This is a genomic window from Bacillus proteolyticus (genome assembly GCF_001884065.1).
Classification (GTDB): Bacteria; Bacillota; Bacilli; order Bacillales; family Bacillaceae_G; genus Bacillus_A; species Bacillus_A proteolyticus.
In genome coordinates, this window is sequence record NZ_MACH01000092.1 from 115322 (window position 1) to 141139 (window position 25818).

Consider the following 25818-nt stretch of genomic DNA (forward strand, 5'->3'; position numbering starts at 1 on the left):
TGCAAAAGACGTAAAAACATTTGAGAACCAACAATCTGTACGGTATGGTCACAGTACCGTAGCCCACGAACCTAAACGGTCTGTTGTGGGAGTGGTAATGGCACATTGCAACCTTGTACGTCAGCGATACCAGAAATGGACTTCGCCTTTGGCAGCAAGAATCCCACTGACATTAGTCAGCTGACCCCTTTAGGGGTGGGAGTGTCAAGTGATGTTAATGAAAGAATGATTATTTTCGATCTTCATTCTATAAAGATTCATTATCCGTACTTCTTCCTCAGTTAATTCTTCTTTATCCCAATACATATGCATTAAGTTATATTCGAATATCTCTTTTAATTTAGTAAACAATGGTATCTGGTCTAGCATCTCTTTAGGTAAATCATTTTCCTCTTTGTATCCTTCAACTATTGCTTTTGTAATAGAACTCTCATAGTCAACTATGTTACCATTCCCCACGAATGAATATTCTATCGCACTATAGATTGGAACCGCTAAATCGAATATATAAAAATGTTTCTCACAGTCTTGAAAATCAATCATTGTTAAATTTGAATTATTTTCGACTAATATGTTTTCTAACCATAAATCTCCGTGAATTAAGCCATAATTTGAAGGATTCTTTGGCAGTTCCTTTATAGAAGCTAAAACGTCAAATGCAATTTCTCTTATAGTAGTTTCTTCTTTAGGGATATAGTTAAGAAAATTATACTCTTCATTTTCATACCAGTCGTTTATATGATTTACCGGTTGAATTCTTTCAAAGTCTTTAGATATACGATGTAATTTTCCAATTTGTTGACCAAGCTTTTTAAATACATTAGAATTCCAGTCGTTTCTTGGTAAATGTATACCAGGAGCAGCTTTATATAATACAGCAAATACTTCTTTGTCTAATGTAATTTTCTCTACTAAATTCCCCCTTAAAGAAGGTATGATTGGAGGGACGCCTAAGCCTTTTTGATATAAAAAGTTCGTATATGTAACTTCTTCTAACTGCTCTTCATATGTTTTATAGTTTGTAATTCTAATGAAGTAGGTACCTTGTGCCGTGAGACATTGATACATTTCATTTGTTATTGGTGTCATTTCAATAAAATCCAATGGATATAGTTTATTAATTAGTTTAAGTATCTCTTTTTCTATATTATTCATTTTAACTTCCTTTCCAAACATAAATTTTTCACTCACAAAACTACTAGTTCCTTAACTTACAAATTTCGTGTTTTATTTGGTAGAATCCTTTAAAAAAGATTTATCCCATGAACGCCCGATTAGTATGGGATAATAATTAGTGGGGAGGAGCAAACCCCCACTGATTAAAGTTTCACTTTATTGGAAAGTTAAGTAAATGTATGGCAAAATGAGATAGCTGAAAAAATATGAAATGATTAGTTACATATGATAATTAAAGGTTCTAGAGGGTGGTTAATGTTATAAACCACAAGAAATATCAAAAGAAAGAATTGGATACTTCTTATAATTATTAGTGAGGAGGGAGATAAATGAATGAACATATACAGCTAATGATTGAATGGATTGAGGGCAATTTACAAAAGAAGTTTTCATTAGATAAATTATCTAATTATATGGGATATTCTCCTTACTTCTGTTCGTTTAAATTTCATCAAGTAACAGGGATAAGTATTAGACGATATATTCTTCTTAGAAGATTGTATTTATCAACGGAAGATTTGACGAATGATAGAAAGATAATTGATATCGCATTTGATTACGGTTACTCTTCGCGAGAGGCTTATAGTAGAGCATTTAAAACTGTTTTTGGTATAACCCCAGGAAAATTCCAACTTAACAAAATACCGGTTCAATCATTTATTAAACTCTCAATCAATGATGGCAAGGAGTGGGATAGAATGAATTTTTCTAGAAAAATTGAAGTTGATCAGTTACGAAATGTGAAGAGTGAGCTGTTTGATAAAGATATACTAAACATATTAAATGGTCAATTTATGTATGAAGAATTTAAAAGTGAAAAACTAATGGGGGAGTCTGATTACGCTCCATTTAATGAAGCTATGTGTGTAAATGCGACTACTGCACAGATTTTTGATGATGAGTTTATTAAAACAAGGGCAGAAGGGCACCAAGGTACTGTAGAAAATTATATGAAAAAGGTTATTCATCCTTTAGAGAATCTTTTTAAGAAAGAGTATAAATGTATTGTTTTATGGTTCGGTGAAGATATGTTTTGCCAAATGAATCTACTTACAGTACTTTCTTACCTTGAACAGTCTGGTTATAAGGGCAAAGTATATTTAAATAGCTTCAGAGAGGATGAATTTAAAGTTAGTCAAATTGAACTTGAATTAGGGAACTATTTTTCTGTTTACAATGAAGTTCTAGTAAATCATAAAAAGCCATCTCATGAGGTACTACCTGTAATGTATCAGGCGATAGATTTATATTTAGAAATGCTAAAAGAAAATAATGTAGTAGTAAAGTATATCTCCAAAAATAAAGGTTTACCAACACAAGAGTTATTAAAAAGGTTGTTTAATCTTTTTCCAACAATAGGATATGGGGACCTACAATATATAGAGCTTATTAATAAAACGAGATGAAAATTGAAACTAATTAGAAGAGAATACAGTAAAAAAGATGCACCTAAAAGTATAGGTGCATCTTTTTTACTTATATTTGTTCAAGTAAATTTAATTCTTCTTCTACAAATGCCATTAATTCTTTTATTGTCTCACTAGAAAAATCAAAACGAATTCCAGCTGCTTCATATACCTCTGGTAAGGATTCAGAGCTACCTAGAGATAATGCTTTTTTATAATTTTGTAGTGCTTGTTTAGTATTCTCTTTATATTGTTTATACATATGCAATGCACCAAGTTGCGCGATTGCATATTCGATATAATAGAATGGTATTTCGAATATGTGTAGTACGGGTAACCAGCCAGTTGCTATCCAGTCTTCATAACCTTCAATATTTACCACATTCGATTGGTAAGTGTTATGTAATTCTAAATATTTTTCATTTCTTTCTTTAGCAGTATGATTTGGATTTTCATACATCCAATGTTGGAATTGATCAACGATAATCATTTGTGGTAAATACTTAACAATATCTTTAAAGAAATCTAATTTTGCTTTTATAAATTCTTCTGTATTCTCATAAAATGTATCCCAATACTCCATCGAAAATAATTCCATTGTCATGCTGGCTAGCTCAGCTGATTCTGAAGGGATTTCTAAATATTTTTGTAGCTCTAGCTGCTTCATACATTCATTATGAATACTATGGCCCATTTCATGGAGGAAAGTAGTAACATCATAATGTGTATGATTGAGATTCATAAAAATAAAAGATAATTGAGAACCAGGTAAGTGTTCGCAAAATCCTCCAGGTGCTTTTCCTTTACGACTTTCTAAATCTAAGCAATCATTTTTATGCATACGGCTCAATAATGCAGAAAATTCTGGGTCTAGTTTTTGTAAAATATGAGAACTTTTTTCGATTAAATCACTTTCGTCTTCAATGGGTTTTAATACTTTTTGATTTGGTGCGGCTGCTTTTAGATCCCATGGACGAAGTGTATCTACTTGAAGTTCAGCTTTTTTCTCATTAAATATATTATCAATAAGTGGTACAACGTATTTACGAACAGATTCAGCAAGTTCATAGCAATCATCAGCCGTATAATCAGAGCGTTCATATTTTTTAAACATATAATCACGATAATTATCTAGTTGAATGTTTTTTGCTTTTTGATGACGTATTTCAATCAATTTATTTAAGATGTTTTGGAGATCTTTTTCAACAGACAAAAACTGTTCTGAGATAAGTCTTTTTGCTTTTTTACGTATATTTCGATTAGGATCTTGTAAATATGATTGTAATTCAGTTATCGTTTTTTCTTCGCCATCCCATATCGCAGTTAAACTCCCTGTGATTTCGAAGTATTCGGTTACTAATTTGTCTTCTTTCACTTCTAAATCAATGTTCTTTTCACAAAATAATGTTTGTGCATTTTTTATTTTTTTATCTAGTATGCTATAAGTTTTTGGATCAAGTAGCATTCGAAATGGTGATTCTAAATATTTATTATCAAATGAATTTTGATAACGTTTCAAAAGAGGCCTTACATATTGTTGATCAAATGCAAACCTATCTTTTATTTCTTTGTTATCGGTATTACATTGAAAAGCAATATAGTGTAATCTTAATTGTTCTTCGATTTTCCATATTAATTTCGACTGTATTTTCAACCAATTTTCTAAATCTTCTTCTGAAGAAATAGGTTTACTTAATAAAGTAGACAATTCGTTTTCTAGCTCATGTATATTACGGATATCGATCGTATTAGAGTTCTGCATTATTTACCCCTCACTTTTTATTTACTCAAGGAGGTATTCTTCTTTTTCGCTATAATTCCTTTTTTGCCTAGAAAATTTGTACCTATTACTCCAAGAACAATCATAAGTGTACCGACAATATGATAGTGGGCAATTTGCTCGTGTAAGAATACAACACCTGCGATAATGGTAATAAGTGTAGATAAGTTGCTAAAAACACTTATTTTTGCTGCTTCAATATAAGATAATGAATAGTTTAATAACAATGCTGTCAGTAAGGAAGATAGTAATCCTAAATATAAAATGGAGATAAGGAATGTTCCATTTGTAAATGGCTTAAAGTATACAGTTATTGTACCTTTGTTCATATGGTCAATGATCGCGATGACATTAAAACTAATAAAACCGATTGCTGTCATTGTGTATGTTAAATCCATTAGCTTGAATTTCTTTGTCATTTTTCGAGCTAATACATTGTAGCAAGCAGATGATAATGCCGATAATAAAATGAGAATAACGCCGATGAAGTTCGTTTCATGAGCTCCTATACCATTCATGATAAATATATATATGACACCGACGACAGAAATAAATACAGATGTTTTTTGCCATGTATTCGTATACTCTTTTAAAAAATAGGAAGCGAGTATCATTGTAAATATAGGAATAGCTGCTTGTATAATTCCAGCTTCAGAAGAACTTGTATATACTAATCCAAATGCTTGGAAAGCAAAGAATAGCGCTGGATAAAATATTGCGAGTGGTAAAAGTGCAAGTATGTTTTTGAATGAAATATTTAACTTTACAAAACCGAAAATAACCGGAATGGTTGCTGCCATGAAGGCAACTGTAAAACGGTGAGCCAGAGTATCAAGAGGACCCGTAATGGTTAGTGCTAGTTTCACAAACATAAATGAAAATCCAATAATAAATGAATAGAGTAATGCTGATATATATGCTTTTGTTGTATTTTTCATAATTTCACCTCATAGTAGTTAATTTCTTACTGGCCAGTATACGTACATAGTAATCCTTCTGATCTAGTGCTACAATGTGAACAAATACAAACTGTACCGGTACAAAAAATATAGGAGGTGTAATGATGTATAAGTATTTACATGTTTTGAACGATCTAGAAAGTATGATTCAAAATGGTGAGATAAAAGAAGGGAAGAAATTACCGTCTATACGTGCACTTGTTACGCAATACGAATGTAATAAGGCGACAATTATACGGGCGCTTCACGAATTAGAAAAACGCCATATTATTTATTCTGTACCTCAAAGTGGATACTACGTTGTTAAAAAATCTGGAAGTTACATAGAGAATAACGAGATAATTGATTTCGCTTCTTCAGCACCAGATCCCGATGTTTTTCCATACTTGGATTTTCAACATTGTATTAATAAAGCGATTGATACATATAAAAATGATTTGTTTATATACGGAACACCGAAAGGATTACCATCTTTAATTTCGGTTGTTCAAAAACAATTAGCAAACTATCAAGTTTTCACGAAGGAAGATAATATATTTATAACGTCAGGTGTGCAGCAAGCACTTGCTATATTAACTTCTATACCATTTCCGAATGAAAACGAAACGATACTAATTGAGCAGCCAAGTTATCATTTATATATTGAATATGTAGAAATAAATAAGATCCCTGTGATCGGAATAAAGCGTACACATGAAGGGATAGATTTAAATGAACTAGAGAAGATATTCCGAACAGAAAAAATTAAATTCTTTTATACAATACCAAGGTTCCACCATCCACTGGGAACGTCGTATTCTAAAAAAGAGAGAGAAAAGATTATTCAACTTGCGAGGAAATATAATGTATTTATAGTGGAAGATGATTATTTAGCAGATTTAGAGACTGATTCAAAAGCAGATCCTTTTTACAGTCAAGATAATTGTAACCATGTTATATATTTGAAAAGTTACTCAAAGATTATTTTTCCAGGTTTACGAGTTGGAGTTGCAGTCATTCCGCCATCCATCGCAAATGATTTCCATAAATATAAAAAGATATTAGATATTGATAGTCCGATGATTTCTCAAGCTGCTTTAGAAATTTATATAAAGAGCGGAATGTTTGAACGCCATAAAAGTAAAATTAAATATTCATACTACAATAGATCAATAAAACTAGCAGAAATATTAGAAAAAATGCAAAATGAAAACTCATCTTTGTTTACATATAATAAGCAAAATACATTGGGAATACACACTTGTTTAGAAATGCAAAAAAACATAGTGACGGAAATACTTATAAAAAAATTAAGTGAAAATCAAATAAGTATTGATTCTATTGATAGAAATTATTTAAATGATTTTCATAAAGAAAGGTTGTTGAAGTTAAACGTATCGAATGTAAAGGAAGATAAGATTGAAGAAGGTATTCGCAAAGTAATTGAGGAAGTAAAACAATTGGGACGTCTAGATTTTCAATTTAAAAAAGAATAATACGTATAAGGAGGTTTGTTATGAAACAAAAAATAATAGCCTTGTTTGTATGTATTACTATAGTTATTGGAGCACTTGTAATTATTATAAATAATAAAGAAAGTGACAAATGTATAGCAGTTGCTATGTATTCGAGAGGTGTTATAGTGGATCATAACAACGAACCTATATCTAATGTGAAAATTTATGAAGATTCCATTAAAAGTAAAGAGCGTGCTATTTCAAATCTACAAGGTGAATTTGAAATTATCAATGGCGTGTGTGGTAAAATTACGTTACAATTTGTTACTCCTGATGGAGAAATCTATACGAAAAAATATGATAGTGAGCATATACCAAAAATAATTAAACTTAGTGATAAAAATGAAGGAGAATCACATGAAACCATTACAAGGTAAAGTAGCAGTTGTGGCCGGAGCAACAAGAGGTGCTGGAAGAGGAATCGCGATGATGCTTGGTGAAGCGGGTGCAACTGTATATGTAACAGGAAGAAGTACTAAAGGGAATTTATCCTGTATGGGAAGAACTGAAACGATTGAAGAAACGGCAGAGCTTGTTACAAAGCATGGCGGAATCGGAATCGTAGTTCGTGTTGACCATACAATAGAAGAAGATATTAAAGCATTATTTACAAAGGTTCAAGAAGAACAAAATGGACAGCTTGATATTTTAGTAAATGATGTTTGGGGCGGCGATCCTTTAACGGAATGGGAGAAACCTTTCTGGGAACACAACTTACATAACGGACTACTCATGCAACAAAGAGCTGTTCATTCTCATATAATGACAAGTCATTACGGTGTACCCTTAATGGTAAATAATAAAAAGGGACTTGTAATTGAAATTACAGATGGTGTCGACTATCAATACAGAGGAAATTTATACTATAGTTTAGCAAAAATCTCAACAATTCATTTAGCAGAAGCAATGGCGAAAGATTTAGAACAACACAATATAACAGCAGTTGCAGTTAGTCCAGGATTCCTTCGTTCAGAAGCGATGTTAGATATATTTGGTGTAACAGAGGAGAATTGGCGAAACGGAGTAAAACAAGATCCTCATTTTATTGCATCAGAAACTCCTTTCTTTGTTGGAAGAGCAGTAGCAGTTTTAGCAAGCGATCCAAATGTTCATGAAAAAATGGGAAGAGCGCTAAGCTCATGGGAATTAGGAAGGGAGTATGGATTTACAGATATGGATGGAAGACGACCAGATTGGGGGAAATACTTCGAAGAGAATGTTTCAAATCAAGATTAATATTTTTTAAGAGCACTCATTTGTAGGAGTGCTCTTTTTTATTTAAGAATTATAGATTTTTATAAAAATGTTGGTAAATAATTCCTGTTAAATGGTATCCTTTAAGTATAGTTTATATATTTTATATGGGGGGAAGTGTATGGCAGTTCTTGTAGTAGAAAATTTATATCAAATGTCTTTATTACTAATGCTTTTATGCTCATTTTTCTTTTATAGATATTTAAAGAATATAAAACGTGAGAGAAAGCTGACTATTTTTGAATTTACGATGTATATTATTACTCTATTTACGATTTATACTTGGGCATTCACTTCTATTATTAAATTTTTGTCTAAATCATAATTCGTATAGAAACGCTCTATTATAAAGTAGTTTCTTTTACCTTCTAGGAATATAAATATAGTCTGTGTCTAAATCAATTACAATATCACTTAAAATATCTTTTAAATAAACTTTTGAAATGAGTTGATAGTTATTTCTAACGCAAAATAAGGCAACAATTTCGTTATAAGATAAATCATCGCGTTTTATATTTTTATACTTTTTCTTTAAATCAGCAATAGAACAGTTACTTCCAATAACATACTCATTAATTTCATATCCATCAAATTCAATTATCATGTGATCACTGTTGAGTGCTAGCTAACGTTATAGCTTTAATTTCAGATGAATCTATTATACATTGTTTGAAGTTTAGTGAGAATATATTTTTGTAAAGTGGGAGGGTAGTAATGGAACAATATAAGTTAGTTTTAGAAGGATCTAAACAATTAAATTGGCAAACTTGTGAAATTAAGTCTATACAGGATGATGAAATTATCGTTAAAACAATCGCAGGTGCAATTAGTATTGGAGCAGAGTTACCGCAGTATAAAGAATCGGACATTTCAGATGTTAATCCTTTATATCCGAGAGAAACCGGATATGAAAGTTATGGTGAAGTCATTCAAGTTGGAAATAAAGTAACACATTTAAAAGTAGGTGATAAAGTAGTTTCTTTTTATGGTCATCAAACGATAGGAATAGTTAAGGGACATAAAGTTATTCGAGTACCCAGTTATATAAAACCTAAAATTGCCTTATTATCCATTCTTTCATGTGATGCCGCTAAAGGAGTATTAAAACTAAATCCAAGTAATAATAAAAAAGTACTTATAACTGGATTGGGAGTTATGGGTTTACTCGCTTGTTATTTCTTAAAATACTATGCAGGTGTGGATCATGTGGATGTTGTTGAACCTAATAGAAATAGAAGAGACTTTGCAAAGAAATTTGGTGCAAAAAACATATATGATTCAGAAGAGAAAATAATAGAAACATATAGTTACGGTTTCGAATGTTCAGCTACAAATAGTGGATTTCGTACATTGCAAAAAGCTCTTAATAGTAATGGAGAAATATGTATACTTTCTGATGGTAATATTGAAGAACTAACATTAACCGCCGACTTTTATCGGAAAGAATTGCAAATCATTGGGTCAAGTGACGGATATGATTATCAAAAACATGCAGATTGGTTTTTTAGCAAAATAGAACAAACACCATGTATAGAAGAAGTTTTTCAACATGAAATACATTATACTGCACTCATACAATGTTTTGAGGAATTGGGGCAAGGGATAATTAATCCTTTAAAAGTATACGTTTCATATGAATAATGAAAAAACTAACCAAATATTTGTCACTTAGCTTACATATGTTTCGTCTTAATTATGATATTCAAAATGAGGAGGAACACATATGAAAATTTTTGTAGCAGGTGCAACGGGTGTAATAGGACGTACTTTATTGCCAATGTTAATAAAAGAGGGGCACCTAATCCTAAGATTCAAACGGGGAAGAATAGCTGGGAGAGGGGTGCTTCAAATAATAAAGTACGTATAGAGTATGGATGGATACCTTTACATCCTTCATGGTCTGAAGGGTTTAAAATATTATAAAAGTCCTTTAATGGGAATACTAGTAACATTCACAATTAAAGGATTGGATTGTAATGAATATACTTTTTGAAAGCATAATTTTAATCCTCACTGGAATTATTTTTTTAAAATTGACGGGGAGTAAATCTGTTAGCCAAATGACTCGTGCTGAAATTATTATTGTTGTTTCGATAGGTCGTATTATTGTAGAACCTGTATTAAGTAGGAAAGTAGTCCCATCTATTTTTGCTGCGTTTATTTTTGCGAGTGTTTTACTTATCATTCATTTTTTTGAATTGAAATCACGAAAAATAGAAAAGTTTCTAAATGGAACTAGCATTATTGTTGTAGAAAACGGAGAGATTTTAAAAAAGAATTTATTACGTGCAAAAATGTCAGAACAACAATTATTTATGCATCTGAGAGAAAAAGGTATACATGAAATCAAGAATTTACAACAAGCAACTGTAGAAACGAACGGACGTATTGGATACCAACTAACTACCACGGCCCAACCGATTACGTTGGAAATGTTAGAAAAGCTATTAGAGCAATACAATCTTAAAAAATAGTTGTAGACTGAAAAACGCTTTCTGTACATAAAGGTATTTTTCGCAAATATGTAAAAGTCCCTTCAGTAATTCTGAAGGGACTTTCGTGCTATCTACTGTATCTAGTAATTTAATTTGTGTCTATTAAGATTGGAAGGTATTATTTTTAACGGTCTCATCATATCATGGTCTTCATGCTCTAAACGATGACAATGCCATACATAATCTCCAGAATAGGGTTCAAACTTCATTATGATTCGAACGGTTTGTTCACCTGCTACTAGCACGGTATCTTTTAAACCAAAATCAGCTGGGAGAGGCTCTAACAAGTTTCCATTCAAATCATGACGATCAAGAACTCGAAAATTTACTAGATGTATATGAATAGGATGAATCCCAACGGTCAAATTTACTAACTCCCATATTTCAACAGAATTAAGTAAAGGTGTTTCTGTCACGGGATCGGCCCATTCTTTATTATCTAGTAAAAGCATGAGACGCCCAAATTCATCCTCTGAGTCATTTAATGTTAATCGTCTTACTTTTTTTACGTTTACTTTTTCTAATGGAATAAAGTCAATGTTACTTAATATGCACGGGATTTTACTTTTATCTGGGCAGGATAATGGTTTTGTTACTTGGAACTCCATTATCTCACCAGTTGGATTATCTAAATCAATTCCATTTTGTAAAACTACTTTTTTTCTTTCAAACCTTGAAAAATCAATAATAATGTCTATACGCTCTGCTGGTGAAACATCTAAACTTTGTACTTTAATCGGCCGTTTAAGAAGGCCTCCATCAGTTCCTATTAAAAAGAATGAGCTAAGGTCACTTAATTGGAACTTGTATGTGCGAGTATTAGAAGCGTTTAATAAACGAAATCTATATTTGCGGGGCTCTACTTTTAAAAATGGCCATACTTTCCCGTTGACTGCAATTGTATTTCCTAAAAATAGAGAAACAATAGAAGGGTATGGTAAACCTGGTGATGGATCTTCAGGTTGAGCAGGATAAAATAGGGAACCGTCCGGATTAAAAGATTTATCTTGAACGATAAGTGGTATCTCGTATTTCCCTTTCGGTAGGGGTAGTGATTTTTCTTCTTTATCACGAATCAAGTAAAGTCCTGCAAGACCCGCATATACATTTAAACGAGTAATCCCAAGTGCATGATCATGATACCAAAGGGCAGTTGCTCGTTCTCGATTCGTATAATGATAAATCTCTTTTACGAAACTAGGTCCTGTTTGTTGAAAGTTTTTCGTAAACCATGCTTCAGGATGACCATCGCTATCTGGTTCACTTGGGCTTCCATGTAAATGTACAACAGTTCGTACTTCTGGGTTATCATGCGCCCCGTGAACGGTTGTATCAACAGGTAAGAAGTGTTTTTTAGGTAAATCGTTTGACCATCTCACATATACAGGATGATCTTTTTTTACCTCAAACGTTGGACCAGGTACCATTCCATTATAACCCCATACTTTCGTCTTTGGTAAATCACTGTGAAACTTGTGTAGCGTTTCAATCATACGTACATCATAAAACGGCTTACCTTTATATGTTCCTATAGGTTTTATTGCAGAGGGAATCGGAAGGGGATCAATAAATTTTTTTAATTCCAAATATCGCTATCTCCTTTCGTTTAATATAATATATTCTATTACGTGAATGTTATATTGTTTGTATACTTGACCAAGAAAATCATTGATATATCCCTTATACATGTGAAACTAATAGGACTTAAAATAATATACAGAAAAAATTAGTGGTCTAACTGCTTTTTCAGGGGTTTTAGGCTGTGGGCCATCCGGATTTTCTTAAAATTTACAAAGGAAGATATTTTACTGGACATAACAGAAAATCTATTTGATTTAGTATGTGCTTGTATTTTACCAAGGGTGATAACGATCAATATTGCGATTAACATTAAAGTTTCAAAAAATAAACAGAATGAATAATTGACAAAAAATGAGAATAATAGTAACCTAACGTAAAACATACGCTACCGTATTTTATTGGAGAGATGATATGCAATTAACGAGGGAAGACTGGATAAAAGTAGGATTACAACAATTAGCTAATGAAGGAATACATAAAGTTCGCATTGAAGTACTTGCTCGATTATTAAAAATAAGCAAAGGAAGCTTCTATCATTATTTTCGTGACCATCAAGAGCTTTTAAATTCTATGCTTGACTTTTGGGAAGTACATGCAACAAAGCTGATTGTTCAAAGTATGGAGCAACAGGATGCCTCTTTAGAACAGCTATTACAGATTAGTTTTAATCGAGATAAAAAAATTGAGAATGGTATTTATGCTTGGGCTAAATATGATCCTGTTGTGGCAACACGTTTAGTAGATATAGAAGAACAAAGAATTTCTTGTGTTGCAAAATTGTATCAAAAAATGGGCATAGACGAAACTGAATCAATTGATCGAGCGAGACTTGCCTATTTAACGTATGTAGGATGGATGACAAGGTTTGAAGCAAATCCTAATTTTGATATTGATAAAATGGTTGAGCTTTTAACTTCTTTCAGCGGGTGTCCAAACATCGACTGAAAGAAGTAAAGCTTCCGGACGCAATTATGCTGAGGCATAATTGATTATTCGATAATAAATGTCCCTAATATGGTTATAAAACCTGAAGGGACAAAATTTTCACTGTAACATACGGTAGTGTATGTTATTTTTGAAGTTACGACATTGGGGGCGAATAAATGAAATTACTATTAACATTAGTAGCTGTAGTGCTTCTGTGTTTTATCAGTTTTTTGCATATTTATTGGGCTTTTGGAGGTCGATGGGGTTCTGCCGCTGTTATCCCAGTAAAAGAAGGAGAACATAAGCCCGCTTTTACTCCGAGAATATGGGGAACATTATTTATAGCCATTCTTATTCTACTAGCTAGTGTCATTATTGTTGTTCAAGTAGGTTATTTGCAAGGGTTCCAAGCAAATAGTTTATCTAAAATCGGAAGTATTGTCTGTGCTTTAGTTTTCATTATTAGGGCAATTGGTGATTTTAAATTTGTTGGATTTTTCAAAAAAATCAAACATTCTCAGTTTGCTAGATACGACACTTGGTTCTATAGTCCATTATGTTTATTCTTTGGCTTTGTCTATATCATGTTGTTGTTTTAATATGTATAATGAATTCCCTATAAAATAAATTTTATACAGGAAGAAAACACCTCTCATTGAACAAGTAGTAATAAAAAGAAGTTTGAGCATAGTAATAGAGAAATACGGGTTCTGTTGACAGCGAAGTCCGCTATGATTAGTCATTAGTGGTTAAAAAGAGGATAGATAGGGTGAATTTATTCAAGCTCTTCTATCCTTTTAATTTTTATACATATAATGTATGACATTAGATAAGAATGCACTATTAATAATGGGTTCAGCTTATATCTTGACTTTTAATAAAATTTTAAAGTGTTGGTTTTTTATTGTGTGAATAAGAGGTTAGTTGTTGTTTTGGAGTTTAAATCATTGATTTAAACTTGGCAATTGTATCATGTAATCTTTCTAATCCAATCAACATATCTTTTTCATTTAACATTGAATAACTAATTCGTAAATGATTATATTGAGTTTCATGGCTTAACAGACAAGCTGTGCCGGGTAAAAAAGAAACATCTACTTTATTCGCTTTTTGTAATAATGTAAAAGGATCGATTGATTGAGGGAGTGTAACCCATAAGTTAAATCCTCCATTAGGTATTTCAAATTCTAATTCTTTTAATAGAGATAATATATCAATTGTTAAATCGCGTCTAATTTGTAAAGCAGTACGTAATTTTTCTAAATGATTTTTCATTCGTTCCGCTCGTAAAAAAGGAAGTAGTGCTTTTTGTGTCAATAAGGGACTACCTATATCCATCGAAGCTTTCACGGCATATAACCATTCAAAAATAGGACCCTCAGCTGCAAGCGCCGCGATGCGAAGACCTGGTGCTAACGTTTTACTAAATCCTTTTAAATATATAACATGACCATTTGTATCAAAGCTTTTTATTGGAGGGGGAATTTTAAAATCCTCAAAATATATCTCTCCGAAAGAATCATCCTCTAAAATGAAAAATTGATAAAGCTCTGATAGTTCTACAAGTTCCATTCTTCTTTCTTTGCTCATTACTGTGCCGGTTGGATTCTGAAAAGTAGGATTCACATATAACAAAACAGGATTCTTTCTTTGACAAATATCATCGATTAAATCTGAGCGAATGCCGTGGTTATCAAGACTAACAGGGATGATTTGAACTCCTTTATTAACAAATACATCAAGCGCCGCTCCATAACACGGACTTTCTACTAACACTATGTCTCCCGGCTTTAATAATGTTTGGGCGATTAAATCGATTCCTTGCTGGGCACCACTTGTAATCAATAATTGAGATGGATCAGTAACTAATTGTTGGTATTCTTTTAAGTAGTTTGTTATTTCCACTCTAAGTTCTTTATCACCTTGAACAGGTCCGTAAGTTGCTAGTATCATTTGATCTTTATTAAGTAATTTATGCATTTCATCTGAAAGAAACGGATTTGGTAATAAACGTGGATAAAGGACCGCCTGTGAAAAATCGAAATATTTACGGTGTTGGTTCATTACATATTGAGAACGCATAACATTAATGGATTTCGTTTGTTGCCATTGATACGGAATTGGTTTGAAATCTTTATTCACACGTTTATGTATATAGGCACCTTTTCCTTGCTCAATGCGTATATATTCTTTCGTTTCTAACTGCTTATAAGCTTTACGAACAGTTAATAAACTAATTTGTAAATCATTAGCCATAGAACGTAAGGAAGGGAGGTAATCGCCATGTGAAAGCATCCCGCTTTGAATTCTCTCAACGATTTGCATATATATTTGTTGGTAATATGGTATGTTGGATTCTTTACGCAGTACTATCTTCATAGAATCACCTGTTTTTCTTTTTAAATTAATTAAAGCGAAAAATATTCTGGCAATCAACTATATTTTTATTCAACTGTTATATGCGTTGATACACTGTTATACACCATTTCCTCTATACTCGTTTCAAGAGTAAAAAGGAGGAAGCAAAATGGTCATTTTAAATTATATTTTAGTATGTATTATTTTTGGAACGACATTTTTAACGATAAAAATTGGAATAGAAGCGGGCGCACCACCATTATTTTCAGCTGGAATTCGTTTCTTTTTGGCAGGTCTTATTCTCATTATTATTTTTAAATTAAAGCGAAAGGATATTATGCCTTACTTAATATCGAAACGTATTATATATGCTGGTTTTTGTTTAACATTTATGACATTCGCGACCCTTTACTGGGCTGAACAATATATTTCTTCTGGATTAGCTGCAGTTCTATCTGCTACGGGTCCAATGATGATCTTGCTATTGCAATCAAAGAGAAATAAAACAAAATTGCAAAAAGAACAACTTGTCGCTTTAGTTATAGCACTTCTTGGTGTTTTTTGCATTTCTTTACCTGGAATGCATCAAGAACTTACATTAATATGGAGTATCGCTTGCCTTGTTATATTAGTAGGAGAGTTGTTTTATGGAATAGGTTCTATTCGTTCTAAAGAGATACTTTCAGATTTACCTAACGTATCTCCATTTCTCATTAACGGCATTCAAATGTTTTATGGAGGAGTTTTGTTGTTAATTGTATCTATCGTAATGGAACAGCCTAATCTAACGATCTTAACATCTTGGAATGTACAATGGCCAATTTTATACCTCATATTTGTAGGGTCTATCGGTGGACACGGTTTATATTACTGGCTTTTATCAAAAACAAATCCTGTATTTCCATCAACGTGGTTATATGTATCTCCGTTAATCGCTGTTATTGTAGGTTATTTTGTATTAGGAGAACCATTAAATCCTACAATGGGAATTGGTGCTTGTTTAATCTTGATTGGTGTATTTTTAGCAAATCGTACTACACTTGGAAATTATTTTAAGCAAGGGAAGTTATTGAAGAAAGAGATATAAATAAAAATTATCGGAGCATTTTAAAACAGAGAGCTAAATGAATAGCTCTCTGTTTTTTTATTCTGAAAGAAAAACATGATACGGAATCGTAGGCATTTTAAAATGTATAATAATTCAACGCGCAAGCCCTCTCTATAATGTTATCTAGCTTCTTATTCAATATAAAAAGTGATAAGTATCAATGTTTAATAGAATACTTAGAAGTGAAAATCTTTGGGATAAAAGATGGTAATAGAGTTGTTAGTCACAAATTAATTACATTAAAAGATTTTGTACCAGATTATCTAACTATTGATAAACTCATGATGAGATTCTTTATAACAGCTAAGAGATGTATTGAAGGTGAGAATAAGGAACTGCTTTTTAGTAGTAAAGATACAGATAGAATAAAAAAACACTAGATCTTTAAGATCTAGTGTTTTTTTATTAGTTCACTTTCTTTATAAAGCCTTTATAATGACGCTTCACAAGTTGACTTTCAAGCGTCTTCATTGTTTCTAATGCTACACCTACAATGATTAGTAAGCTTGTACCACCGATTTGAGCAGAAGGTGGTAATGTAGCGATTTTGGTGAATACGAGCGGTAATATTGAAATTGCGCCTAGGAAAATGGCACCGATAAATGTTAAGCGATATAAAATTTTTGTTACATATTGTTCAGTGGATTTACCTGGGCGAATACCAGGAACGTATCCGTTTTGCTTTTTTAAGTTATCAGCCATTTGTTCAGGATTTACTTGAACGAATGCATAGAAATATGTGAAAGCAACGATAAGACCAACATAAAGTGTCATTCCAAATGGATGTGCAAAATCAAGATTGGCAATTATCCATTTAGATACGCTTGAATCAGGGAAGAGCTGCGCAATTGTACGCGGTGTCATTAAGAAGGCAGAAGCAAAGATAACAGGAATTACACCTGCACTATTTACTTTAAGAGGTAAATGAGTATTTTTTGCTCCTTGATATTGATTGTTCCCTGAAACAGCTTTTGCATATTGAATCGGTATTTTTCGAACTGCTTGTTGGATGTAAATAACACCAACAACAATCGCTAAAATAACAAGTCCAATTAAGACCATTTTTATAATGTGCATAAATAACTGATCGCCTGCGTTTTGGAATTGTTGTAAATAAATTTGATTAGCGACATTTGGAATCGCCGCAACAAGTCCTGCGAAGATAATCATTGAGATTCCATTACCAACGCCGTTAGCAGTAATTTGTTCACCTAACCAAAGTAAAAATGCAGTACCAGCAGTTAATACTGTCGCAATAAATAAGTATGTAGTCCAGCTTGGATCCGTTATTAATTGTCCGCCTGCTATATTATTAAAGCCATAAGACATCCCAATAGCTTGTATGAATGCGAGAATGATTGTAAAGTATCGAGTAAATTGAGCTGATTTTTTGCGGCCCATTTCTCCTTGCTTTGCCCATTCTGTAAATTTAGGTACAACGTCCATTTGTAGTAATTGTACAATGATAGAAGCTGTAATATATGGTGTAATACCTACAGCAAAGATTGAGAAGTGTTGCAGTGCTCCTCCACCAAATACGTTCAGCATGCCTAAAACGTTGGCTTGATCTTGTACTTTTAATACCTCTGCGTTAGTATGAGGAACTGGAATAAACGTGCCAATTCGAAAAACAATTAACATCGCTAGTGTAAAAAGAATTTTATTTCTTATCTCAGCTACTCTCATGAAATTTGAAATCGTACGAAACATTATGTCGCCTCCTATATTTTTATCAGTTCAAAACTGATTATTATATCCCGATGAAGTAACCACAAACCTCCTTCCGCATTAAATTCATTTGACAAATGGAATTTTATACATTTTGTAGTTTTCACGGATATAAAAATATAAGGTGTTATACAAGCGATTTATTAACTTTTCGTAATCATTCAATACCCATAATATAACTAATAAATTAACAAATGTACATACATAAGCATTAAAAATGAATGATTAGGGTGATATTTTACATATATTTAATGTTGGATTGATAGAACACGTTCATAATTGTTATAATTTTCTTGACAAATAAAAGGAGGTGAATAGATCAGATGAAGTCTCTAAAAGAGAAACATGTGGAAATACATCTAGATCTTTCTCATGTAATTGATGGTGTATACATTAATAAGTAATAAGCAACATTATATACATCATACATAAAGTGCATTTCCACATTGTTTAAAAACGTGATGAGGTGGATTGTATGATGAAATTAAGTTCGATGTTAAAAGTGGTTGCAACTGTTGATGAAGAATGGCGTAGTTCTTTTGCCGAAAACATTTTAACAAACTGGGAACACGATGAAGGTACTCTTTATTACATGCGTGCTAGCTCAAATTTTGTATTTGTTTTCCAAAACAATGGTGAGCATTTTTTTCTTAGATTTATAGAAAAAGAAGAAAAAAGTAAAGAAGCTATTCAGGCTGAAATTCATATTTTGCAATATTTATCAAGTTGTGCATTAGAAGTAAATGTGCCAGTTTTATCGAAAAGTCAGCGTTATATTGAAGAAATTCATACAGAGTTAGGAATTTTTTATGCAGTTGTATTTAAAGCGTGTAGCGGAAAACATTATGAAGTAGCAGACTTAACAAAAGATCAATTTCACTTATGGGGTAAACAATTAGGACTTCTACATGCAGCTTTTAAAACTATGCCGAAAGAATTAGTGAAAAATAGAGTAACATGGCAGGAACATGTATCTTTTATGGAAAGTTCAATACCTCAAGACGAACTTGTTTTACAAAAAGAGTTTGAGAGAATTATAAACTGGATTCACACTTTATCGACTACAGAAGAGAATTTTGGAGTCATCCACTATGATTTTGAATTAGATAATTTGTGTATTGATAGGGATAACTTTGGAATTATTGATTTTGATGATTGCGCTCATTATTGGTATGTAGCCGATATTGCATATGCTTTACGGGATATTTGTAATAAAGAACTTGAACTAGATAGACCATGTTTTGAAGCGTTTTTGCAAGGGTATAAAGAAGAGACAACTATTGATAACACGATTTTAAAAGATATACAGTGGTTTCTACGAATGCATCGTCTAATGATGTTTGCCAGATTGACTCGGTCCGTTGATATTCCGGATTCAGAAGATTATCCATTATGGCTGAGGGATTTAAGAGGCAAGCTATTTTACTATAAAGAAGATATTAAGCAACAAGTTGTAAAACATTTCAATAGATAAAAACAGCCTACAAAATAATAATTAAATAACAAAAAAATGCAGCTCAATCGCTAGTTTGGTCTAACGCTTGAGTTGCACTTCATTATTATTTGAATTAAATATATATGTTATAAAAATTAATATAGACGATTATGATTTATAGCTAGTATTCACTTATTTAATTGTGTCAATACTAGCTTCTCCCAATCATTAAAGGATAATTTACTTGTTAAATGTTTTAATTCATCAGGCACAACGATATGACACATTAATTCTAAGCTATTACCATCAGGGTCATAAAAATAAACAGATGCATTACCTTGATGTGGACGAATAAATGGTTCAATAGATTCATTCATTGTAAACGGAATAGCTTGAATGTGAAGTGAATCTAACCATGTTAAGGATTCTTTTAAATCTTCATATGATACTCGAAATGCAATATGTCGTAAAGAAGGATGATACTTAGTTTCATATTCAGAGCCCGCCCATAACCCAAGCCAACTTTTCCCTTCCTCAATCCAAAAGAATGCGGTCGTTTCCTCACTCCATGCTAATTTCAGTCCTAATTTTCGATAAAAATCAATAGAATTTTGTAAATTACTAACTGGTAAGTGTGCTTCGCATAGTCCTTTAATCAATTAAAATCCTCCTTCATATTTGTGTATTCTTATTATTAATATAGCGATTTAAATAGAATATAAAATCAGATGAAAGTATGAAAGTATATACAACTTTAGTGGTAGTAGTAAACAATCATATTACAATTAAGATTTATAAAATTAGAGAATTTGTTTTATTTTTGAAGAAATATTTGTAAATGCAGGGTAAATAAATTGAGTGTAAATTTATAAAGGGGCTAATGTAAATGAAAGTTGTTATAAAAAATTTACCATCATTCGAAGTGGCATTTATTAGACGGATTGGAAGTTACTGAACTGGTCAAAAGAAAATAAACTTACTAAGCGATAATTAGGCTGTCTATCTTCAATAAGTTGCGAAAAATATATAAGGTTAAAAGTATATAAAAACAGAAAATTAATAATATATTGACCTCTTAATAGAAAGTGCTATAGAATGAAAGCGATAACAAACGATTGCTTTAAAATGATTTCCCTGATCTTTTAGTATTTACAAATATATGAAGGGAAAAACAAATCTATTTTTTTAAGGATTAATGCAAACGTTTTCGTATTAAAAGATCATTGAAATACATACGTGAAAATAGTCAATATGGGGGGGGAAGTAAACGAGGTTTCTACATTAATTTAAGCAGTGTAATTTAGACGAATAAATTGCTCGTACTATTTAAAGAAAGGGTGTATGTGGTGCAAATGACAAAAAAATTAATTAACAAATCAGTTTTATTACTTACTATAATCGTTATGTTATCATCTGTTTTCTCTTTTCAGAATGTGAAGGCAGTTTCAAATTCAAAAACAACTGAAATTATCATTCATTACAAAGAGCAGCCTGGAAATGCAAAAGACTGGAATCTTTGGATGTGGGGAGAAAATGCAAATGGTAAATCATATGAATTTACTGGTGAAGATGAATTTGGAAAGTACGCAAAGATTAAAATAGATGGTGACTATAATCGTGTAGGATTTATCATTCGTACGAATGAGTGGGAAAAAGATGGTAGCGATCGTTGGATTGAAAATATAAAGGACGGTCGTGCTGAAGTGTGGATACTTTCGGGTGATGAAAAAGTATATAACTCTAAGCCTTCATCGGATCTCTCAATTCAAAAAGCTACTATTGATAGTTTTAATGAAATCACTGTAACGACTAATGTTCCGTTTAATAGTAAGGAACAGAAAATTGAAATTGAGGGCATTAAAATTAAGGAAATTAATCCTTTTGATAAAAATGGTGGAGATATTACTAATAAGGTGAAAATAATTACGGAACAGAAAATTGATTTAAAACAGACATACAAAGTTAAAATAGAAAACTTAGCTGATACGAATACTGAAATCGGTAAAGTCATTCGTAGCGAAGAGTTTGATAAATTATTTTATTATAGTGGTAACGATTTAGGTAATATATATACCCCGCAACATACAAAATTCCGTGTATGGGCTCCTACTGCGAGTGAAGCGAAGTTAGTTACATATAAAAAATGGAACGATAAAATAGGTACTGAAATAAACATGCAACAAGGTGAAAAGGGGACTTGGAAAGCAGAACTTAAAGGGAACCAAAAAGGTCTCTTTTATACGTATAAGGTGAAAATTGGGGATAAGTGGACTGAAGCAGTTGATCCATATGTGCGTGCTGCTTCTATAAATGGAGATAAAGGTGTAGTCATTGATTTAAACGAAACAAATCCGAAAAAATGGAAAGTAAACAAAAAACCGGAATTTAAAAATCCGGAAGATGCTATTATTTATGAATTGCATGTACGCGATCTTTCCATCCAACCTGAAAGTGGCATTAAGCAGAAAGGGAAATATTTAGGAGTAACAGAAAAAGGAACAAAAGGGCCTGAAGGTGTGAAAACAGGACTTGATCATATAAAAGATCTTGGTGTTACACACGTTCAGCTTTTACCGATATTTGATTATGCTTCAGTAAATGAAGAGAATTTAAATGAACCACAGTATAACTGGGGATATGACCCGAAAAACTTCAACGTTCCAGAGGGATCCTATTCTACAAATCCATATGAGCCGACTGTTCGAATCACTGAATTAAAGCAAATGATTCAAACACTGCATGATAATAATCTTCGTGTTGTTATGGATGTAGTCTATAACCATATGTATAATGCTGCTGAATCTAATTTTCATAAGTTAGTTCCAGGTTATTATTATCGTTACAATGAAGACGGAACATTTGCAAATGGAACGGGAGTAGGAAATGATACCGCTTCAGAACGAAAAATGATGAGGAAGTTTATGGTTGATTCCGTCACATACTGGGCAAAAGAATATAATTTAGATGGATTCCGTTTTGATTTAATGGGCATTCATGATTATGAAACGATGAATGAAATACGTAAAGCTGTTAATCAAATTGACCCTTCTATTATTCTGCATGGGGAAGGTTGGGATTTAAATACACCTCTTGCAGCTGAGTTGAAAGCCAATCAAAAAAATGCAGAGAAAATGAAAGGGATTGCCCATTTTAACGATAATATACGTGATGGATTGAAAGGTAGTGTATTTGAGGAGAAAGAAAATGGGTTTGTAAATGGAAAGGAAAACATGGAAGAACGTATTAAAAAAGGTATTACGGCAGGCATTGACTACGATACAAATTCGTCTACTTATCAAGATCCGGAGCAGGTGCTAACTTATGTGGAAGCACATGATAATCATACATTATGGGATAAACTTGAGTTGACTAATCCAGGTGACAGTGAAGAAGTGCGAAAACAAATGCACAAATTGTCTTCTTCGATTTTATTAACATCACAAGGTATTCCATTCTTACATGCAGGACAAGAGTTTATGCGCACGAAATATGGTGATCATAACAGTTATAAATCTCCTGATTCAATTAACCAGATGGATTGGTTACGCCGTGCAGCATTTAATAATGAAGTAGAGTATATGAAGGGCTTAATAGAATTGCGCAAAAAGTACTCAGCTTTTCGAATGACATCTGCAGAGCAAATTAAAAAGTATGTAGCTTTTATCGATGTTCCAAAAAATGTTGTAGCTTATACAATAGATGGAAATGGAAGTGGGAATAAAAGCGAATACTTTATGGTGGCTCACAATGCAAATAGGGAAGCCGTTGACATAACACTTCCATCGAAAGGTCCATGGAAAGTGCTAGTAGATGGTAAGCAAGCCGGAAGTAAAACACTTTATGTTGTCCATGATAATAAAATTAAAGTTCCTGCATTAAGTTCATTTGTTTTAAAAACAGAGAAGCCGATTAAATAAATGCAAAAAGCGAAGTGACGATTGTTTTCACTTCGCATTAAAAGTTAACTTAGTATAATTTCACATACTGTAATTATATTACAATTTAATAAACAAAAAGAGAAGAACTCACCAAGGTTCTTCTCTTTTTGTTTATGTGTAATAAGAGTATCCATAGTTGCAAGTATGGGTAGTGTACATTTAACTTTTTAGCGGATAGGTGTCTACAAATAAATTATATCAATCAGGGGTACCGTCACATTGCCATCAAGCTAAAATTTTATAGTACCCCCAGAACGAAATTTTATGTTAACTTGTAATAAAAAGCTTATTTCTTTGTTTTGGGGTGGATCTGTTTTCTTAAGTTGATGGGTATGGGGTTCCGCCACATATCCATCAAGCTAATATTTTGATGTCCCCCAAAACAAAAATTTTATCTCTTCACAGTTAGTTGTCTATGAGAATTGAGTTCATTATTTTGTTTTTGGATATTTGCTTTTCTTAGCTTGATGGCAATGCGGTTCTACCCCTAATAAATGTTACAAAAATCTTTCAAATAGCTCTAACTTGCACAATGCTTCCCGTTAATATAATACGCTGATTCTGTGAAAACCGTAAATACAACCTCTACTTCTGGAAGTCCAAAATCCATTACATATGTAGTAATGGCCTTGGCAAATCGATCACGAATTTCCTGTCCACGCTCGAACCATTTCACTTCAATAAGAGGAAACGCTTCTATTTCTTCTCCATTGAATACAAACGTAGAACTTGGTAGTTCCAACGTAAAATTATCCGTACCACACTCACAAATTTCTGCGAGCTCTTCTACTAATGGCTTGCTTATGCGTTTTAATTGTTCAGTAGTAATTCCACGAAACACAACATGCGGCATGTGAATCCCTCCGTTAGATAGCTTTATATTTGCTCACATCATAACACAATTTATTTTGCTTCACTAACATCTATTGGTACATTTCAATGACATTTTTAAGAATAATCATATGTTATTGAAGCAATACATGTATTGTAACTATTTAAAACATTTGCGAGCTCGGTAATTGGGTAAATAAAAAAAGCCTTATCATTCTCCCTGTAAGGAGGCATGAGGGGAGGCCTCTATTAGGAAAGGGATGGTGCGCTTATATATTTTTTAAAAAAAAGACACCCTAAGGTGCCTTCCTCCGACTTGATAACCACTTTAATTTTAAAAACATTGGATTCCCATCCGAATACTATTTTACCACGTTAAGTAATGTTGGTCATTGAGAAAGTCAAATACGTAGCGTTCATATATAGTGACCCCTAGGAGCATGCAAGATTTAATACAGTTTTTTTGTTGATCCAACAATAAAAAAGAACCCTGAAACCGTGCCAGGATAGGAATGTATAAAAAAATGCATAGGTCGATAGAACAAAGAAAGGAGGTTCCCTTGTAAGGGGAAGATTCCTCCTTGTCCTTGCTACTGGTAATAGGACGTTATGTAAACTTGACATGTATAAAATATACAGGGTTCTTTATTCAACTGATGGAGCAAATTAGTTGAACACGACATTTCAAAAACAGTATGATTATGGAGGATGGAATATTAAGGGATTTGGAAAAAGTGGAAATTTAAAAATCAAATTTGTAAATAGAATGGATGATACTATGAATGAAAACAGAATAAAAATACTCGCTATTTCAGGAAGTCTACGGAAGAATTCCTCTAATACAAACGTTTTATATGCTATTTCTAATCTGAAATCGGAAAATTTTGATTTTCAATTTTATGAAGGATTGGAACATCTCCCATACTTTAGTCCTGAAGCAGATACAGATGATCCTCCTGCTTCAGTTAAGAACTTACGTGAACAACTTAAACTAGCTGATGGTGTAATAATTTGTACCCCTGAGTATGCGAGGGGAGTTCCAGGAGTTCTAAAAAATGCTCTTGATTGGGTTGTATCATCGGGAGAATTTATGAATAAACCAGTAGCTGTTATTAGTGCTTCTTCACGTATTACAGGTGGAGATAAAGCACACGAATCAATAATGCTCACATTACAAATGATTGAAGCAAATATCCCAAAAGAAAGCACTTTACAAATTGGTGTCGTAGGAACCAAGATTAATAGTAAAGCAGAAATCCTAGATCCTACAACGAGAGAACAATTAAAATCAGTGCTTAATTCCCTTATTTCATCTATCTAATGTTAAGCAAAACACATGTATTTAC

General features: G+C 32.4%; 22 protein-coding genes and 1 pseudogene. 14 read left to right on the plus strand and 9 right to left on the minus strand.

Translation table 11 applies throughout. The annotated features are described in order from the left end of the window. Positions 1-204 precede the first annotated feature (204 nt). On the minus strand, positions 205-1176 hold the full coding sequence (locus BAQ49_RS15085; protein ID WP_071746270.1) for a phosphotransferase enzyme family protein: 972 nt from the start codon (positions 1174-1176) through the stop codon (positions 205-207). A gap of 329 nt (positions 1177-1505) precedes the next feature. On the opposite strand from BAQ49_RS15085, the gene BAQ49_RS15090 reads away from it, so the two are divergent. After that, positions 1506-2582 carry a helix-turn-helix domain-containing protein gene (locus BAQ49_RS15090; protein WP_071745989.1) on the plus strand — a complete coding sequence of 359 codons (1077 nt, stop codon included), beginning with the start codon at positions 1506-1508 and terminating at the stop codon, positions 2580-2582. A 70-nt stretch (positions 2583-2652) separates the two neighbouring features. On the opposite strand, the gene BAQ49_RS15095 is transcribed toward BAQ49_RS15090, so the two are convergent. Further along, positions 2653-4344, minus strand: coding sequence for a M3 family oligoendopeptidase (locus BAQ49_RS15095; protein ID WP_071745990.1), 1692 nt, complete (start codon positions 4342-4344; stop codon positions 2653-2655). A gap of 17 nt (positions 4345-4361) precedes the next feature. Then, on the minus strand, positions 4362-5300 hold the full coding sequence (locus tag BAQ49_RS15100; protein WP_071745991.1) for a DMT family transporter: 939 nt from the start codon (positions 5298-5300) through the stop codon (positions 4362-4364). 125 nt (positions 5301-5425) lie between these two features. On the opposite strand from BAQ49_RS15100, the gene BAQ49_RS15105 reads away from it, so the two are divergent. From BAQ49_RS15105 to BAQ49_RS15120, 4 genes are all read left to right on the plus strand, one after another. Next, positions 5426-6796 (plus strand): aminotransferase-like domain-containing protein, encoded by a 1371-nt coding sequence (locus BAQ49_RS15105; RefSeq protein WP_071745992.1) that lies wholly within the window; start codon positions 5426-5428, stop codon positions 6794-6796. Positions 6797-6816: 20 nt separating this feature from the next. Beyond that, positions 6817-7194, plus strand: a complete 378-nt coding sequence (locus BAQ49_RS15110) for a serine/threonine protein kinase (RefSeq protein ID WP_071745993.1) — start codon at positions 6817-6819, stop codon at positions 7192-7194. After that, positions 7175-8053, plus strand: coding sequence for an SDR family oxidoreductase (locus BAQ49_RS15115; protein ID WP_071745994.1), 879 nt, complete (start codon positions 7175-7177; stop codon positions 8051-8053). The genes BAQ49_RS15110 and BAQ49_RS15115 overlap by 20 nt, the downstream gene beginning before the upstream one ends. 139 nt (positions 8054-8192) lie before the next feature. Next, positions 8193-8396, plus strand: coding sequence for a hypothetical protein (locus BAQ49_RS15120; RefSeq protein ID WP_071745995.1), 204 nt, complete (start codon positions 8193-8195; stop codon positions 8394-8396). A gap of 36 nt (positions 8397-8432) precedes the next feature. On the opposite strand, the gene BAQ49_RS15125 is transcribed toward BAQ49_RS15120, so the two are convergent. After that, complete coding sequence (locus BAQ49_RS15125) at positions 8433-8675, minus strand: hypothetical protein (RefSeq protein ID WP_071745996.1); 243 nt, start codon at positions 8673-8675, stop codon at positions 8433-8435. A 110-nt stretch (positions 8676-8785) separates the two neighbouring features. On the opposite strand from BAQ49_RS15125, the gene BAQ49_RS15130 reads away from it, so the two are divergent. The 3 genes and pseudogenes from BAQ49_RS15130 to BAQ49_RS15140 all read left to right on the plus strand — a co-directional run bounded on the left by BAQ49_RS15130 (position 8786) and on the right by BAQ49_RS15140 (position 10545). Then, positions 8786-9712 (plus strand): zinc-binding dehydrogenase, encoded by a 927-nt coding sequence (locus BAQ49_RS15130; RefSeq protein WP_071745997.1) that lies wholly within the window; start codon positions 8786-8788, stop codon positions 9710-9712. Between the two features lie 150 nt (positions 9713-9862). Beyond that, a pseudogene (locus BAQ49_RS32315) lies at positions 9863-9994 on the plus strand (NAD-dependent epimerase/dehydratase family protein); the annotation flags it as partial. Positions 9995-10047: 53 nt separating this feature from the next. Continuing rightward, positions 10048-10545 carry a DUF421 domain-containing protein gene (locus BAQ49_RS15140; RefSeq protein WP_071745999.1) on the plus strand — a complete coding sequence of 166 codons (498 nt, stop codon included), beginning with the start codon at positions 10048-10050 and terminating at the stop codon, positions 10543-10545. Positions 10546-10646: 101 nt separating this feature from the next. Here the strand turns inward: BAQ49_RS15140 and BAQ49_RS15145 are convergent, their stop codons facing one another. Further along, on the minus strand, positions 10647-12152 hold the full coding sequence (locus tag BAQ49_RS15145; RefSeq protein WP_071746000.1) for a multicopper oxidase family protein: 1506 nt from the start codon (positions 12150-12152) through the stop codon (positions 10647-10649). 406 nt (positions 12153-12558) lie between these two features. Between BAQ49_RS15145 and BAQ49_RS15150 the strand changes: the two genes are divergently transcribed. Beyond that, the gene (locus BAQ49_RS15150) at positions 12559-13092 is read left to right on the plus strand and encodes a TetR/AcrR family transcriptional regulator (protein WP_071746001.1); all 534 of its coding nucleotides are present in this window, start codon (positions 12559-12561) and stop codon (positions 13090-13092) included. 158 nt (positions 13093-13250) lie between these two features. Further along, positions 13251-13673 (plus strand): DUF3995 domain-containing protein, encoded by a 423-nt coding sequence (locus tag BAQ49_RS15155; protein WP_002147682.1) that lies wholly within the window; start codon positions 13251-13253, stop codon positions 13671-13673. 340 nt (positions 13674-14013) lie between these two features. Here the strand turns inward: BAQ49_RS15155 and pdxR are convergent, their stop codons facing one another. After that, positions 14014-15453: a MocR-like pyridoxine biosynthesis transcription factor PdxR gene (gene pdxR / locus BAQ49_RS15160; protein WP_071746002.1), complete on the minus strand. Its 1440-nt coding sequence runs from the start codon at positions 15451-15453 to the stop codon at positions 14014-14016. A gap of 148 nt (positions 15454-15601) precedes the next feature. On the opposite strand from pdxR, the gene BAQ49_RS15165 reads away from it, so the two are divergent. Further along, positions 15602-16519: a DMT family transporter gene (locus BAQ49_RS15165; protein WP_071746003.1), complete on the plus strand. Its 918-nt coding sequence runs from the start codon at positions 15602-15604 to the stop codon at positions 16517-16519. Positions 16520-16945: 426 nt separating this feature from the next. Here BAQ49_RS15165 and secY read toward each other — a convergent pair whose 3' ends face one another. After that, entirely contained in the window at positions 16946-18250 is a 1305-nt protein-coding gene (gene secY / locus BAQ49_RS15175) for a preprotein translocase subunit SecY (protein ID WP_071746004.1), read from the minus strand. Between the two features lie 493 nt (positions 18251-18743). On the opposite strand from secY, the gene BAQ49_RS15180 reads away from it, so the two are divergent. Continuing rightward, positions 18744-19742, plus strand: coding sequence for a phosphotransferase enzyme family protein (locus BAQ49_RS15180; RefSeq protein ID WP_084667459.1), 999 nt, complete (start codon positions 18744-18746; stop codon positions 19740-19742). Between the two features lie 149 nt (positions 19743-19891). Here the strand turns inward: BAQ49_RS15180 and BAQ49_RS15185 are convergent, their stop codons facing one another. After that, positions 19892-20362, minus strand: a complete 471-nt coding sequence (locus tag BAQ49_RS15185) for a VOC family protein (protein WP_071746006.1) — start codon at positions 20360-20362, stop codon at positions 19892-19894. Positions 20363-21049: 687 nt separating this feature from the next. Between BAQ49_RS15185 and pulA the strand changes: the two genes are divergently transcribed. Continuing rightward, positions 21050-23620, plus strand: a complete 2571-nt coding sequence (pulA, locus tag BAQ49_RS15190; protein WP_071746007.1) for a type I pullulanase — start codon at positions 21050-21052, stop codon at positions 23618-23620. 541 nt (positions 23621-24161) lie between these two features. Here pulA and BAQ49_RS15195 read toward each other — a convergent pair. Beyond that, positions 24162-24494, minus strand: coding sequence for a DUF1904 family protein (locus BAQ49_RS15195; protein ID WP_001120967.1), 333 nt, complete (start codon positions 24492-24494; stop codon positions 24162-24164). Positions 24495-25250: 756 nt separating this feature from the next. Here BAQ49_RS15195 and BAQ49_RS15200 point away from each other — a divergent pair. After that, entirely contained in the window at positions 25251-25793 is a 543-nt protein-coding gene (locus BAQ49_RS15200) for an NADPH-dependent FMN reductase (protein ID WP_071746271.1), read from the plus strand. The last annotated feature ends 25 nt before the right edge of the window (positions 25794-25818 follow it).